At 37.2% G+C, this 14,890-nt stretch carries 12 protein-coding genes and 1 pseudogene; 7 read left to right on the forward strand and 6 right to left on the reverse strand.

The window, feature by feature from the left end:
- Positions 1 to 10: 10 nt before the first annotated feature.
- The 7 genes from gltX (at position 11) to ACFILD_RS00790 (ending at position 7,935) form a co-directional block, all read left to right on the forward strand.
- Entirely contained in the window at positions 11 to 1,441 is a 1,431-nt protein-coding gene (gene gltX, locus ACFILD_RS00760; protein WP_375658131.1) for a glutamate--tRNA ligase, read from the forward strand.
- Between the two features lie 262 nt (positions 1,442 to 1,703).
- Positions 1,704 to 2,999, forward strand: a complete 1,296-nt coding sequence (gene gltA, locus ACFILD_RS00765) for a citrate synthase (RefSeq protein ID WP_375660089.1) — start codon at positions 1,704 to 1,706, stop codon at positions 2,997 to 2,999.
- 732 nt (positions 3,000 to 3,731) lie between these two features.
- Positions 3,732 to 4,484 carry a transporter substrate-binding domain-containing protein gene (locus ACFILD_RS00770; protein WP_375631230.1) on the forward strand — a complete coding sequence of 251 codons (753 nt, stop codon included), beginning with the start codon at positions 3,732 to 3,734 and terminating at the stop codon, positions 4,482 to 4,484.
- A 339-nt stretch (positions 4,485 to 4,823) separates the two neighbouring features.
- Positions 4,824 to 5,576: a transporter substrate-binding domain-containing protein gene (locus ACFILD_RS00775; protein ID WP_375631231.1), complete on the forward strand. Its 753-nt coding sequence runs from the start codon at positions 4,824 to 4,826 to the stop codon at positions 5,574 to 5,576.
- Positions 5,577 to 5,655: 79 nt separating this feature from the next.
- On the forward strand, positions 5,656 to 6,378 hold the full coding sequence (locus ACFILD_RS00780; protein ID WP_273790678.1) for an ABC transporter permease: 723 nt from the start codon (positions 5,656 to 5,658) through the stop codon (positions 6,376 to 6,378).
- On the forward strand, positions 6,375 to 7,082 hold the full coding sequence (locus ACFILD_RS00785; protein WP_273790677.1) for an ABC transporter permease: 708 nt from the start codon (positions 6,375 to 6,377) through the stop codon (positions 7,080 to 7,082). Before ACFILD_RS00780 ends, ACFILD_RS00785 begins: the two co-directional genes overlap by 4 nt.
- Before the next feature lie 79 nt (positions 7,083 to 7,161).
- Positions 7,162 to 7,935 carry an amino acid ABC transporter ATP-binding protein gene (locus ACFILD_RS00790; RefSeq protein WP_273790676.1) on the forward strand — a complete coding sequence of 258 codons (774 nt, stop codon included), beginning with the start codon at positions 7,162 to 7,164 and terminating at the stop codon, positions 7,933 to 7,935.
- Positions 7,936 to 7,955: 20 nt separating this feature from the next.
- On the opposite strand, the gene lpxB is transcribed toward ACFILD_RS00790, so the two are convergent.
- The 6 genes and pseudogenes from lpxB to bamA all read right to left on the reverse strand — a co-directional run bounded on the left by lpxB (position 7,956) and on the right by bamA (position 14,845).
- Positions 7,956 to 9,152, reverse strand: a complete 1,197-nt coding sequence (gene lpxB / locus ACFILD_RS00795) for a lipid-A-disaccharide synthase (RefSeq protein WP_375643546.1) — start codon at positions 9,150 to 9,152, stop codon at positions 7,956 to 7,958.
- Positions 9,145 to 10,017: an LpxI family protein gene (locus tag ACFILD_RS00800; protein WP_273790674.1), complete on the reverse strand. Its 873-nt coding sequence runs from the start codon at positions 10,015 to 10,017 to the stop codon at positions 9,145 to 9,147. Before ACFILD_RS00800 ends, lpxB begins: the two co-directional genes overlap by 8 nt.
- A 2-nt stretch (positions 10,018 to 10,019) precedes the next feature.
- Positions 10,020 to 10,844: an acyl-ACP--UDP-N-acetylglucosamine O-acyltransferase gene (lpxA, locus tag ACFILD_RS00805; protein WP_273790673.1), complete on the reverse strand. Its 825-nt coding sequence runs from the start codon at positions 10,842 to 10,844 to the stop codon at positions 10,020 to 10,022.
- A gap of 24 nt (positions 10,845 to 10,868) precedes the next feature.
- Positions 10,869 to 11,336 (reverse strand): 3-hydroxyacyl-ACP dehydratase FabZ, encoded by a 468-nt coding sequence (fabZ, locus tag ACFILD_RS00810; RefSeq protein ID WP_273790672.1) that lies wholly within the window; start codon positions 11,334 to 11,336, stop codon positions 10,869 to 10,871.
- Position 11,337: 1 nt separating this feature from the next.
- Positions 11,338 to 12,383, reverse strand: a pseudogene (gene lpxD / locus ACFILD_RS00815) (UDP-3-O-(3-hydroxymyristoyl)glucosamine N-acyltransferase).
- Positions 12,384 to 12,448: 65 nt separating this feature from the next.
- The gene (gene bamA / locus ACFILD_RS00820) at positions 12,449 to 14,845 is read right to left on the reverse strand and encodes an outer membrane protein assembly factor BamA (protein WP_375654509.1); all 2,397 of its coding nucleotides are present in this window, start codon (positions 14,843 to 14,845) and stop codon (positions 12,449 to 12,451) included.
- Positions 14,846 to 14,890 lie beyond the last annotated feature (45 nt).

The raw sequence follows: 14,890 nt of genomic DNA on the forward strand, positions 1-14,890 counted from the left end.
GAAAATATTCGTGTCTGTTATTACTCGTTTTGCCCCTTCACCCACTGGCTTCCTTCATATTGGTGGTGCTCGTACTGCTCTTTTTAATTGGCTTTATGCAAAACATACCGGTGGAAAAATGCTTTTACGAATTGAAGATACAGACCGAGAGCGTTCAACAGAAGCAGCTGTAAAAGCCATTATAGATGGCTTGCACTGGATGGGTCTTAGTTACGATGGCGCCCCTATTTCGCAATTCGAACGTGCAGAACGTCACCGCCAAATCGCTGAACAGTTGGTCAAGAATGGTAAAGCATATTATTGTTATGCTTCACCTGAAGAGTTAGCTGAAATGCGTGAAAAAGCCCGTGCAGAAGGGCGCCCACCACGTTATGATGGACGTTGGCGCGACCGTGATAGTTCTGAAGCTCCTAAAGGTGTTAAGCCTGTTATTCGCATCAAAGCCCCTCAAGATGGAGAAACGATTGTACATGATCGCGTTCAAGGTGATGTCCGTTTTCCTAATAAAGATCTCGATGACTTCATTATTTTGCGTTCTGATGGTTCGCCTACCTATATGCATGCTGTTGTCGTTGATGATCATGATATGGGCATCACACATATTATACGTGGTGACGATCATCTTACCAACGCAGCCCGACAAACGATTATCTTTAAAGCAATGGGATGGGACATTCCTGTTATGGCCCATATTCCTCTTATCCATGGTGAAAACGGTGCAAAATTATCAAAGCGACATGGTGCGCTCGGTGTTGATGCCTACCGAACAATGGGATATCTTCCTGCTGCTTTGCGCAATTACCTTGTCCGTTTAGGTTGGAGTCATGGTGATGACGAACTGATGTCACTTAAAGATATGATTTCTTGGTTTGATATTGAGGATATTAACAAAGGTGCTGCTCGTTTTGATCTCAAAAAGCTCGATTCCATCAACGGACACTATATGCGTATGAGTAATGATCAAGAACTTTTTGATGCCGCTCTTAATATTCTACCAGAAACCGATAGGGGAGCACAAATTATTGAAAAACTTGATGAAAAACGCCGTGTTCAATTTTTAAAAGCAATCCCGCATTTGAAAGAACGTTCAAAAACACTGTGCGAACTGATTGACAATGCCTCCTTCATTTTTACGCAACGACCTTTACAACTTGATGAAAAAGCTCAAATGCTCTTAGATAAAAATGGACGAACCATTTTAAACGATCTTTATCTTGCTCTGAAAGCGTGCCCCTCTTGGGATACAAAAACTCTAGATGAAACACTTCGCTCTTTTGTCCAAACACAGAATCTCAAATTTGGATCTATCGCCCAACCACTTCGCGCAGCTCTTACAGGATGTGCAACATCACCAGGTGTTTTGGATATTCTTATTTTATTAGGACGCGATGAATCCCTTCATCGCATCAAGGACCAACTTATCACAACAATATGCCCATGATGTGCACTGAGTATATTTCCTCAAATAAGGATCTATACAGATATCTCAACGCGCCTTAAAAGAGTTTTTTATGTTATATCATTGAAATACATTTCTTATTGAGTAATAATGATCAATAAGGAAATATTTTTAGATTGCATGTACTCACTTTTAGAGGCAATCTACCCTTAATATAAGTAAGAAAAGCTTCAGTTATACATCCCCCACTCTGATGAAGCAGAGTCTTAATTTTTAGAAGTGAAGGATCTGAAAGGAATACCGAATGTCTGAGAATAACGCATATATTATTGTGAATGATAAAAAAGTAGAGCTTCCCTTGCGTAAAGGCACGAGTGGACCTGAAGTCATTGAAATTGCTTCTCTCTACAAAAAAACCGATATTTTTACTTATGATCCTGGTTTTACTTCAACAGCTTCTTGTGAATCAAAAATTACTTATATCGATGGTGATAAAGGCATATTGCTTTATCGTGGTTATCCTATTGATCAATTGGCTGAAAAAGGAGACTTTCTCGAAAGTTGTTATCTTTTACTTTATGGTGAACTCCCAACACAGCAAGAAAAAAATGAATTTGATCGATGTATTATGCAGCATACCATGGTCCACGAACAATTTGCACGCTTCTTCCATGGCTTCCGTCGTGATTCTCATCCTATGGCCGTCATGGTTGCCTGCCTTGGCGCTATGTCTGCGTTCTATCACGACTCTATTGATATTACAGATCCTCACCAGAGAATGATTGCTTCTGTTCGTCTTATTTCAAAAGTTCCAACACTTGCTGCTATGGCCTATAAATACAGTATTGGACAAGCATTTGTTTATCCACGTAATGATCTTAGTTATGCTGCAAATTTCCTCCATATGTGCTTTGCTGTTCCTTGTGAAGAATATAAAATAAACCCTGTGCTTGCTCGGGCGATGGATCAAATATTTACCCTTCATGCAGATCATGAACAAAATGCTTCTACATCTACGGTACGTCTTGCTGGATCCTCAGGTGCTAATCCGTTTGCCTGTATTGCAGCAGGAGTTGCATGCCTTTGGGGACCAGCACATGGTGGTGCCAATGAAGCATGTCTAAAAATGCTACAAGAAATAGGTTCTATTAAAAGAATTCCTGAATTTATTGCACGTGCAAAAGATAAAAATGATCCTTTCCGCCTTATGGGCTTTGGGCACCGTGTCTATAAAAATTATGATCCACGTGCAAAAATCATGCAAAAAACCTGTCATAAAGTTTTAAAAGAACTCAACATTCAAGATGACCCTCTTCTTGATATTGCAATAGAGCTTGAAAAAATTGCCTTAAGTGATGAATATTTTATTGAGAAAAAGCTTTATCCCAATGTTGATTTCTATTCCGGCATTACATTAAAAGCTTTAGGTTTTCCAACTGAAATGTTTACTGTCCTTTTTGCATTGGCGCGCAGTGTCGGGTGGGTGGCACAATGGAAAGAAATGATTGAAGACCCTGCACAAAAAATTGGTCGTCCTCGACAACTCTACACAGGCTATGCTATGCGTGACTATGTTCCTATAGATGAACGTGCAAATTAAAAAAGAGATCAATAAAGCTTCAATTTACTGAAGCTTTATTGAGAGTAATCAAAAAACATCCTTTAAGAATTTTTATAAAACGTGATTTTAAAACTCTTTCTACAGAGATAACATCATCATAAAAATTTACTAAAAAATTCTAAGTTTTAGCTCTGTAAAGAAATTGAGAATACTTTTCTGCGAATTAGCCAAACATTTAGCAAAAAGAAATTGAAAATTTTACCTTATAATCCTCATTATCTTTAATAGAAATGTATTCTCTATCATTCCCCCATGTTTAAAAGCCCTATTACATATTAAAATCTAGCAATGTCAGAATTTTTCTTTCTATCTTCTTCAGATAAAATTGCAAAAGGCTTACATTAAGTGCTTTTCTAAGATGCCAAAACTTCTTATCCCTCTTCAAATAGATTCGAATAAAAATACTTTACATTTTGTCCTGTTAAGAGCTGAAATTTTCTTTGTATTTAAGTTAATAGTTTTTCTTTTAAAGATAAATTATTGATTTTTTAAGTAAAATCATTAAATCATATAATCAATAGAGGTGTCCTTCTTTCCTGTATTTTTTATTCCCATACTTGATAAAAAGAAATTATTTTTTGACAATGATATTCAACATAATGATAGCAAAATGACCACAGATAAATTTTTTACATTGCTCCAAAAGAGCTTACAGATTATAAAAATTCATGATGGTTTCATATTTGCCAGCTTATCTAATAGGAGAACATAATGAAATTATTAGCAGGAGCTCTTATAATAAGCGCGACACTATTTACCCTATCGGCCAATTCTCAAACGCTGAAAATTGCAAGCGATGCTTCTTATCCGCCATTTAGTTATATTGACTCAAATAACGAACTTCAAGGGTTTGATATTGATATATCTTATGCTCTTTGCAAAAAAATGAATGTTGAATGTACTATTGTCACACAAGACTTCGAGGGGATGATTCCCGGTCTTCTTGCCAAAAAATACGATGCTATTGTTTCTTCCCTTTCTCCTACAAAAGAGCGCTTACAAAAAATTGATTTTACAGATCCTTACTACAATACAGCACTCGCTGTTATTGTTACCAAAAATTCGGAAATTAAAGAAATCTCAACACAAGCCTTTAGAGGTAAAAACCTTGGTGTACAATCAAATACAACACAAGCTGCATATGCGGAAGATCATTATGCCTCTGAAGGAGTTAATATCAAACTTTATCCTACAGCAGCAGAAGTTAATCGTGATCTTTTAAGCCATCGGCTTGATATCATCATCTTTGATAAATTAAAAGCATTAAATTGGCTTGAAAATGAAGGAAAAGACTGCTGTCTCCTCTTGGGAACTCTAGAAAAAACAAATTTTCCTATTGCAATTGCACTCCGTCAAAATAATAATGATCTTAAAAACAGTTTTAATAAAGCAATAGAAGAAATCCGCGCCGATGGAACCTATGAGAAAATTATGAGAAAATATTTTACTTTCGATATCGATTAGATCTCACTATGAATTAAAATTCAATCTGTATATTTAAGGAGTATCTTTAACTCTTTATTGGACATGCAGGTATAATTGGAAATTCGGCATTTCTATAAGAAAATTTACATTTATCAAAATAATTTTTAATTGTTCCTCAATATTTAAACACTTTATAGAATCTAATGACAACGATAAAGTTGTATTTTTATCGTATCAAAATCTAATTTTTTGATAATAATGCCCAACATAATGATCTAAAATAAGCATCAATAAATTTTTGAATTGCTCCAAAAAAGCTTACAGATTATAAAAACATAATGATTTCATATTTGCCCGCTTATCCAATAGGAGAACATCATGAAATTATTAGCAGGAGCTCTTATAATAAGCGCCGTACTATTCACCCAATTGGCTGATGCGAAAACATTAAAAATTGCGAGTGAAGGCACCTACCCTCCCTTTAGTTATATTGACTCAAATAATAAATTGCAGGGACTTGATATTGATATATCTTATGCACTTTGTAAAAAAATGAATGTTGAGTGTACTATTGTTACACAAGACTTCGAGGGAATGATCCCTGGACTTATTGCAAAAAAATATGATGCTATCATTGCTTCCCTCTCTCTCACACAAGAGCGCTTACAAAAAATTGACTTCACAGATCCTTACTACGATACAGCACTGGCTGTTATCGTTACCAAAGCTTCGGGAATTAAAGAAATCTCGACACAAGACTTTAGAGGTAAAAATCTTGGTGTGCAATCAAATACAACACAAGCTTTCTATGCAGAAGATCATTATGCTTCTAAAGAGGTGAAAATCAAACTCTACCCTTCCACAATAGAAGTGAATCGTGACCTTTTAAATCATCGACTTGATGTGATTATTGTTGATAAATTACAAGCATTAAATTGGCTTAAAAATGAAGGAAAAGATTGCTGTCTCCTCTTGGGAACTCTAGAAGAAACAAGATTTCCTATTGCAATTGCAGTCCGTCAAAATAATAATGAACTTAAAAATAAGTTCAATAAGGCGCTAAAAGAAATCCGTTTGGATGGAACTTATGAAAAAATTATGAGAAAGTATTTTACAGGTGATGTTTATTAAATATCGATATGATATTTAAATGAAACCTACTGGTTATTGCTAAAAAATATTATCGAACTCTTTCATGAGGAACACAGGAATGATTGAAAATTTAGCATTGCTATCATTTAGCAATGGTGGATGGGGAGTGGTTATACTTTCCAGTGCAGGAATGACTTTGTCATTGGCATTATGTTGTGGCTTTCTAGGATTTCCTCTAGGACTTCTCAATGCAGTGATGATTCGATCCAATATTAAGATGGCCAAAGCTATGGCACGCCTCTTTTCAACAGTATTCCGTGGGCTACCAGAGCTTTTAACTTTGTTTTTAGTTTACTACGGATTACAAAGCCTTATTCAAAATTTATTTGACTATTTTAATTTTGAAATCATGTTCAGTATCAATGCTTTTGTTGCTGGTGTTCTTGCCCTTAGTATGGTTCTTGCAGCTTTTTCTTGTGAAGTTTGGCTTGGAGCATTTAATATTTTTGATAAAGGTCAATATGAAGCGGCTAAAGCTTTAGGACTTTCACGGTCAACCACATTTTTTCGTATTGTCTTCCCTCAGCTCATCCGAAATGCCTTGCCAGGACTTTCTAATAATTGGCTTACTTTACTGAAAGATACATCCCTTGTTTCTACCATCGCGCTTGTTGACCTCATGCGACAAACGAATTTAGCTGTCGCCGCTACCAATAAACCCATGCTATTTTATTTTGTAGCATGCTTACTCTATTTGTTATTTTCAGCGGTTTTTACTGCAATCTTACGCCATTTGGAAACATACACTCAAATAGGCTATAAAAAGGTGCTAGGTCAATGATTCCTGAGTGGCTTTATTTCCTTTTTAATCCTGATCTTTTAAGCCATTATGGACCCAAATTTATTAATGGCTTTATTGTTACTGTTGAGCTTGTTTCTATCTCTTGTTCTCTAGGTCTTTTTCTTGGTATGCTTATCGCTTTTGCTCGTCTATCAAAGAATACATTTTTACAATATTTTGCAAATGCTTATGTCTATTTTTTCCGTGGCTCTCCTTTATTAGCTCAACTCTTTCTTTTTTATTATGGGCTTGGTTCAATGAATAGTTTTTGGCAACAGGTGGGACTATGGTGGTTTTTTCAAAATGCGTGGTATTGTTGTCTTTTTATTTTTACACTCAATTCTGCTGCCTATCAATCTGAGATCTTTAAAGGAAGTTTTTTATCCGTAACAACTGGACAGCGTGAAGCATCAAAAGCTTTAGGTTTAAGCAACTCTGTCACATTTTTTAGAGTTATTCTTCCACAAGCAATGATTGTAGCATTACGCCCCCTAGGAAATGAGTTGATTTTAATGATTAAATCCAGTGCTGTTGCCTCACTTATTACTGTTTATGATTTAATGGGAGTTGCTAAACTCACTTATTCACGGACTTTTGATTTTCAAGTTTACGTTTGGGCTGCTCTTATCTATCTCTTTATCGTTGAACTCATTCATCGTTTTATTGTTTTTATCGAACAGCGCCTCACTCGATATTTACGTTAAATAAAATGATCATAAAAAACTTTACCAAACCAAAATGTTGAATTAATCACGTTATTCATCAATGAAAGAATAAAATAAGATGAATTTGAAAAATAATAAATCGATCTCTCCCAATAAAAAACCAGTGATCTCTATTCAAAATCTAAATAAATGGTATGGAAACTTTCAGGTCCTACATGATATCAACTTTAATGTTCAAGCTGGTGAACATATCGTTATTTGTGGACCATCCGGATCAGGAAAATCAACGTTAATTCGTTGTATTAATCAATTAGAACAAGCACAAAAAGGTTCAATCTGTATCCATAACGTTGATATCCATACCGCTCCTATACAACAGCAAAAAAAAGTTCTTCGTAAGATAGGAATGGTCTTTCAGAATTTTAATTTATTTCCCCACATGAGCGTTATACAAAATTGTATTTTAGCACCTATGACCGTTCAAGGGCTTTCCAAACAACAAGCACAAGAACGGGCAATTCGTTACTTAACACATGTTGGTATTGAAAAACACTGTGAAAAATATCCTTTACAACTTTCTGGTGGGCAACAACAACGTGTTGCGATTGCCCGTGCACTTTGTATGGAACCTGAAGTCATGCTTTTTGATGAACCAACCTCTGCTCTTGATCCAGAAAGTGTGGGAGAAGTTTTGGAAGTGATGGCTCGATTGTCCGACACAGGGATCACAATGCTTTGTGTTACCCATGAAATGGGCTTCGCACGTAAAGTCTCAGAAAGAATACTCTTTCTAGAAAATGGAAAAATTGTTGAAGATACAGCCTCTGAAGAATTTTTTACCAATCCTAAAAGCCAACGTGCTTGTAATTTTCTTGCTAAAATTAAATATTAATCATTAAAATATTGCTTTATTTATACAATTTTATTCCTGTTTTTTAAAAGAGCGATAATTGTTTGTGCGCCAACAACCCCTGATGGTACTTCAGTTTTCATTTTCTGTTCTACCATCTCAAAGGCATCAAGTTGTGCCTGTCGCAATAAAGGATTAGCCAAAAGTTGTTCTACTTGTCTTGCTAACATACCAGGACGGATTAATTCATTCAAATATTCCGAAACAATAGGCTTATCAGCAATAATATTTGGAAGAGCAGCACTCCATAACATCATTTTAGGAAAAATAAATAATTTAGAAAAACGATCAAGTTTATAGCAAAGAACCATAGGAATTTTTGCTAAGGCTAATTCAAGTGAAACAGTTCCATGTGCCGCAAGAGCAACATCTGCTTGTGCAAAAGCACGCCATTTTTCATCTTCACCAACGACAATTTCTATCTTGCTTTTCCAGCCTTGCACAAAATCACGGATTCTATCTACCAAATGAGGTAAGGTTGGTAAAATAATACGTAAATGAGGAATACGTTGTACAAGAATCTCTACTGTTTCTCGAAAAATAGGCATTAAGGAACGAATTTCTAAATTGCGTGATCCTGGCAAAATAACTAATGTAGGCGATGATATTTGTGTATCGATCAAATTTCTTTGTTCTAATTGGCTTTTTTTTTCTGACTGAACTCTCAAAAGGGGAGGATATGTCAAAAGACGATGTCCAACATAGGTCGTGGCAGGACCTCCCAAATCTTGCATAATCTTTTCTTCAAAAGGAAAAACCGCTAAAACATGATCAACAAATCCACGCATAGCTTTTGCACGCTCTGGCCTCCATGCCCAAACGGTTGGTGCAATATATTTAATGATAGGAATAGAAGGCGCTAAAGCACGTACCTTTTTTGCAATACGATGTGTAAAATCAGGACTATCAATAATAATTAAACAATCAGGTTGTTCTTGTGCAATAAATTTGGATAAATTGCGAATATGTAGCAACAACAATGGTAGTTTTTTCAATACTTCCTTTAAACCTATTAAAGCAATATCATGGGAATCAAAAAAGCTTTTTAAACCTAATGCCTTTAAATGCCTCCCCCCAACACCAATCAAATGAATATTGCATCCTATCTGTTGTGATAAACAAGTAATTAAATCGGCCCCAAGTAAATCACCAGATTCCTCACCTGAAACCACAGCAATCTTTAAGAAACAATTATTCATGACCAAACCTTTCAAATGTCTCTATAAATAGAGAATATTTGTTGGCTTTTTCTATTGTTGTTTTCACCGATAATATTAGACTTCTATTTGCCTCCACCGCAACACCAGATAAACCACTCTTTGCAATATTTATTATTGTCGCTGGCCCAATTGATGGCAAATCAACGCGATTATCCTGTTGTGGTTTTGCACATTTTACAAGAATGCCACCTTTAAGGGGAATTTGCCCTCTTTCTCGCATTTCACAAACACGCCACAACATATTATCAGTTCCCTCAGCACCCTCCAGAGCAACCACCCTTCCTTGGACAACGACAACGGCTTGCCCGATATCTAATTGACCTAAAAGCTTTGCTGCTTCTACTGCTAAAAAAATATCTTTTTTCTCTTTTGGAGTAGCGCGCCGTACTGTTAAATTAAATTCTATGGGAGCTAAAAGATCTGGGACTATTTCGTGAGCACCGATAACACAAAAACCGTGTGCTTCAATAACCCGTATAAAAGCTTTTAATAACGCATCGTCTCCCCTCTTCAAAGCTCCGATTAACTTAGGAAGAGCTAAAAATGTTGTCCAGTCCAGTCGCAATTGTTTAAGAAGTGGACGCTTTTTCACACCACCTGCCAAAACAACATTATATACACCAGCCTCTTTTAAAATTTTAACGAGTCGCGCTAACTCTACAATTGATAGCTCGCAATGCTCATAGCGATAAAGAACAGAATCTGCCTCACCATGCAAAAGCACAAGAAAAGGATTTTCTCCATTCTTCTCAAGAGTCTGCGCAACAGTAATCGGTAGAACACCATTTCCTGCTATAATAGCAGTACGGCCGGAAAGAAAACTTCTGGCTCCCCAAATAGGCATTTTTAATCCTTATGTTCTTTTATTTTATCACCTTCAAATTTTGGTGTACAATAAAAACGCTTTCCTTCTTCTTTAATAAAATTAACAACTTCAGAAACAGACTGAGAAGAAGAATAAAAAGAAGCAACATCACTAACACGCTCTTTAAATGGTTTGCTATGATCAAAAAGCATGGCAACTGCATGACGGAGTGCATGAATATCTTGACGCTCAAGTCCTGCACGCTTCATGCCAATAATATTGAGGCCGGCAAGTTTTGCCTGCACACCAACAGCTGTTCCATAAGGTATCAGATCACCAACCAGTGCAGATACGCCGCCGATAAATGCATGATGTCCAACACGAACAAATTGATGAACAGCAGCACCACCACCAATAATCACATAATCACCAACAGTGACATGACCAGCAATCATTGCGTTATTGGCAAATGTTACATGATTGCCTACATAACAATCGTGAGCGATATGCGCATAACAAAAAAATTGGCAATTATCACCAACAACTGTCATTCCTACACTCGAATCGGAACCCCTATGCATTGTTACACCTTCACGAATCGTACAATTCTTACCAATAAAAAGAGTTGTAGCTCCTCCTTTATGTTTATTATTTTGCGGATCTGCCCCCAAAACAGCATGAGAAAATACTTTACTCTTGGCTCCTAATGTTGTCTTTCCCATTATTACAACATGACTTGTCAAACTACATTCATCACCAATAACAGCCTCTGAACTAATATGGCAAAATGGTCCAACGCGTACATTCTCACCAAGCTGCGCTCCCTTCTCCACAAGAGCAGTTGGATGGATTTTCGTACCGGACATTTTTAAATTCCCATCAAATATCGTTTATTCTTCTTCGACAATCATCGCAGCAATTTCTGCTTCAGCGACGCGGACATCTTCTACTTTTGCAACACATGAAAAACGTCTCATACCAGATCTTTTTTTCAAAAGCTGAACATGAATCTTGAGCTGATCACCAGGCATAACCGGCTTACGAAATTTCGCATTATCAACCGTCATAAGGTAAACTAAATTTGTTTGCTTATTGCCTAAATTTAAAAGTGCTATTGCTCCTGCCGTTTGTGCCATAGCTTCTAAAATCAAAACTCCAGGCATAACAGGCTTTGCGGGAAAATGTCCCGTAAAATGTGGCTCATTAATCGTTATATTTTTAATACCAATCGCTTCTTGTTCACCATCAATATCAACGATACGATCAATCAATAAAAATGGATAACGGTGCGGTAATATTGATAATAGTTTTTCAATATCGACAGCCTCTAAGTTTTTAGTTTTTTCACTGCTGATCATATCAGCGTTTCTCCTTTTTAACTTTTCCCATACTGCGCAACGCCGCTACTTCACGAAACCATTGTTTAAATGGTCGCGCTGGACTACCTCCCCATTTTTCGCCATCCGGAATGTCATTCATAACACCACTACGAGCAGCAATCTGAACAGATTTACCTATTATGATGTGATCAGCTACTCCCACACTTCCGCCAAGCTGAGACATATCCCCTATAGATGTACTTCCCGCAATGCCACATTGAGCGGCAATAAGACAATAGCGGCCAATTTTTACATTGTGGGCAATTTGTACAAGATTATCAATCTTGCTTCCTTCACCAATAACAGTATCTTGAAATGTCCCACGATCAATTGTCGTGTTCGCACCAACTTCTACACCATCCTCAATAATAACACGACCAAGCTGTGGAATTTTCTCGATTCCAACTCCACCTCCAACATAACCAAAACCATCTTGTCCAATGCAAACGCCAGGATAAAGCTGAACCTTATCACCTATTATAGAACACTGAACTGTTACCTTAGGAGCAATATAGCAGTCACATCCAATACGGCAATTTTCACCGATAACAGCTGTGGATGAAATAAGAGTTCCTGCACCAATCTCAACATTTTTACCAATAACAGCTCCAGCTTCAATACACACATCATGTGCCAACTTAGCCGTTGGATGAATATGCGCATGTAATGAAATCCCCTTCTGCCCCAACCAAGGCATTGGCTTGACAGAATCTGGAAACAAAATACGACCAATCTGAGCAAAGTCACGCTGTGGTGTGGATGTCACCAAAATTGCCATAGTTTCGGGAACTTTAAAAACAATCTCATTCGTACACAAAACAGCAACAGCAGAACTGTCCAGTAAAGCATCAGAAAACTTCCGATGCTCTACAAAAACAAGCGAACCTTCCACCGCACTCTCAAGTGAAGAAAGAGTATTGATAACTTTATGAGAAAACTCTGGATTAAGAAGCTTTGCACCCGTCAACTCAGCAGCATTTGCAACTGTCAATCGTCGGGACGGCGTAAAAAAAATGTATCCGCCATCAAAACACTTTCTCTCCCAGCTTAAGCTATTCTCTTCAAATTTTTCCTTCTTAAAATCGCTCAAATCAGAACTTCGTAGAAATACCAAAGTTCAATTGTTGCAAACGATCACCTTCCTGCTTCGTTATTGGCCAAGCATAATCAAAACGCAAAGGACCAAACGGAGAATCCCACATCAAACTCACACCTGCAGATGAACGCCAAGCACTTTTGGTATTGGTAACAGACGGTTCACCCTGAAAAACGGCTTTATAATTATTGCCATAAAGCGTGGCAATATCCGCAAATAAAGCACCGCGCAACCCGAATCCTTCAGGCACAACAGGGATAGGAAACTGTACTTCAGCAGTCGCATTCATATATGTCGTTCCCCCCAAGAAATAAACCTCACCCTTACTGGAAACCTGGCGCGGACCTATTCCATTATATTTGAACCCTCGAATCATATCAGAATTTACTTTAAACATATCGAAAATACGAACACCTTCTTTGCCTACTTCATGGATATAACCACCCCCAAAGGAAAGCAAACCAACGATATCCTTCTGGTCAGAAAGAGTCTTGTACATCATCGCCTTACCCGTGGTCTTCAAGAACTTTGCACTCCCACCAAGCCCTGCATATTCCTGAAGCAGATGCACGTACCACCCATCATGGGGGGATCTCATATCATCAATCGTATTATAGGTGAAACCATAACTAATTGATGAACGTTTCCAAGGGCTGTGTTTTGCAGCTTGAACAATCGCACCAGAATATTTCCCATATAATTCTATTATGTCACCCTCTTTGTCAAAATCATACTCTCCGCCAAAATCATATTCTTCCTGCACATAAGAATAAGCTACATTAGCAGATAATTGATTATTAATAGGTAACGAAAACCGCAGCGATCCACCTGTCTGCCGTACATCATAGGCTTTATCAGCACGATAAGTACTACGAAAAACATCAACGCCAGCAGATAAACGATATCCTAAGAAATAAGGATCAACAAATGATAAATTATAATTACGAGATTTTTCTTGCCCCGCACCTAATCCTAAACGAACATATTGACCACGTCCCCCAAGATTACGTTCAGTAACAGAAACTTCAAGTGACATACCAGGACTTGTTCCCCCTGTTGTATACCCTCCAGAAAGAGAGAGATCTCCTGTTGAAGCTTCAACGACATCTATTACCAAAACAACTTGGTCAGATTGATCTGTGGGAACCATTGAAATATTAACGGCTTTGAAGAAACCTAAACTTTCTAGACGACGTTTCGCCCGCTGTAGTAAAGTTTGATTGTAAGCATCTCCTTCATTTAAATCAATCTCACGGCGAATGACGTAATCACGCGTTTTCTCATTGCCACGTATATCAATACGTTGAATATAAGCACGTGTACCCTGTTCAATATTATATAAAATTGAAATTGTATGATTTGCTAAATTACGATTTCCCCGCGGTTCAACTTTAGCAAAAGCATATCCCGAATCAGCAACTTTGTTATTAATAGTTGCAACAGACTGTTCAATATCTTCTGCACTATAAACATTACCTGGCTGGGTTTTAAGCACCCTTTTCACAGATTGAACGTCAATTCCATCAACATCACTTTCAACCTGAATATCGCTAATTTTATAGAGCGCACCCTCATCAAGAACGAAAGAAATTTTATACGTATTGCTTGCTGCATCAAAAGTTGCTTTAGAAGAGACTACACGAAAATCTGCATAACCACGGTTATAATAAAAGCGACGTAAAGCTTCTTCATCAACAGCGAGGCGCTCTTCACTGTAAACATCACCTCCCAACAACTTCGAAAAAATTCCTGAAGTTTTTGTTGAAATCACATCACGCAAACGGCGACTTCCAAAGACACTATTGCCCTTAAAAGTGATATCACCAATCTTTGTTTTTTTCCCTTCAACGACATTAAATACCACATTAACCCGCCCTTTTCCAAGGTTAATCGTTTGAACGTTAACAGTGATATTATTACGACCAAGAGTTTTATAAGCCTCACGAATTGTATTTATATCAGCAGAAAGCTTAGCAGAATTAAAAGGCTCATTCGGTTTTAAAGAAATAAACCGCTTAAGATCTGGGTCTTTAAAAGATTTATTTCCTTGAAACAATATTTGATTGACAACCTCATATTCTTTTACGAATACAACCAATTTATCACCCACCGGATTTATTTTAACATCATAAAATAAACCCAATTCGAAAAGGTTCTTCACAGCAATATCAACATCACCACTGGAAACACCTTGCCCAACCTTAATCCCCATATTGTCTCGAATCGCCTGAGAACTTACAAACTTATTCCCACGAACCTCAATAGAGCGGACTACAGACGCTTGTATTTCTCCGACCGCAGCAATTGACATAAAAACCGTTGCTGGGGCAATCATCCCCATCTTTAACACCAATACAGATGCTGCATTTAAAAACTTTGAATTCGTAGTCATTGGCTTTTTTACCTTACTCTCGTTCCTTGGACATGATGCCTTAAA

The organism is Bartonella sp. CL162QHHD (assembly GCF_042195435.1).
GTDB lineage: Bacteria > Pseudomonadota > Alphaproteobacteria > Rhizobiales > Rhizobiaceae > Bartonella.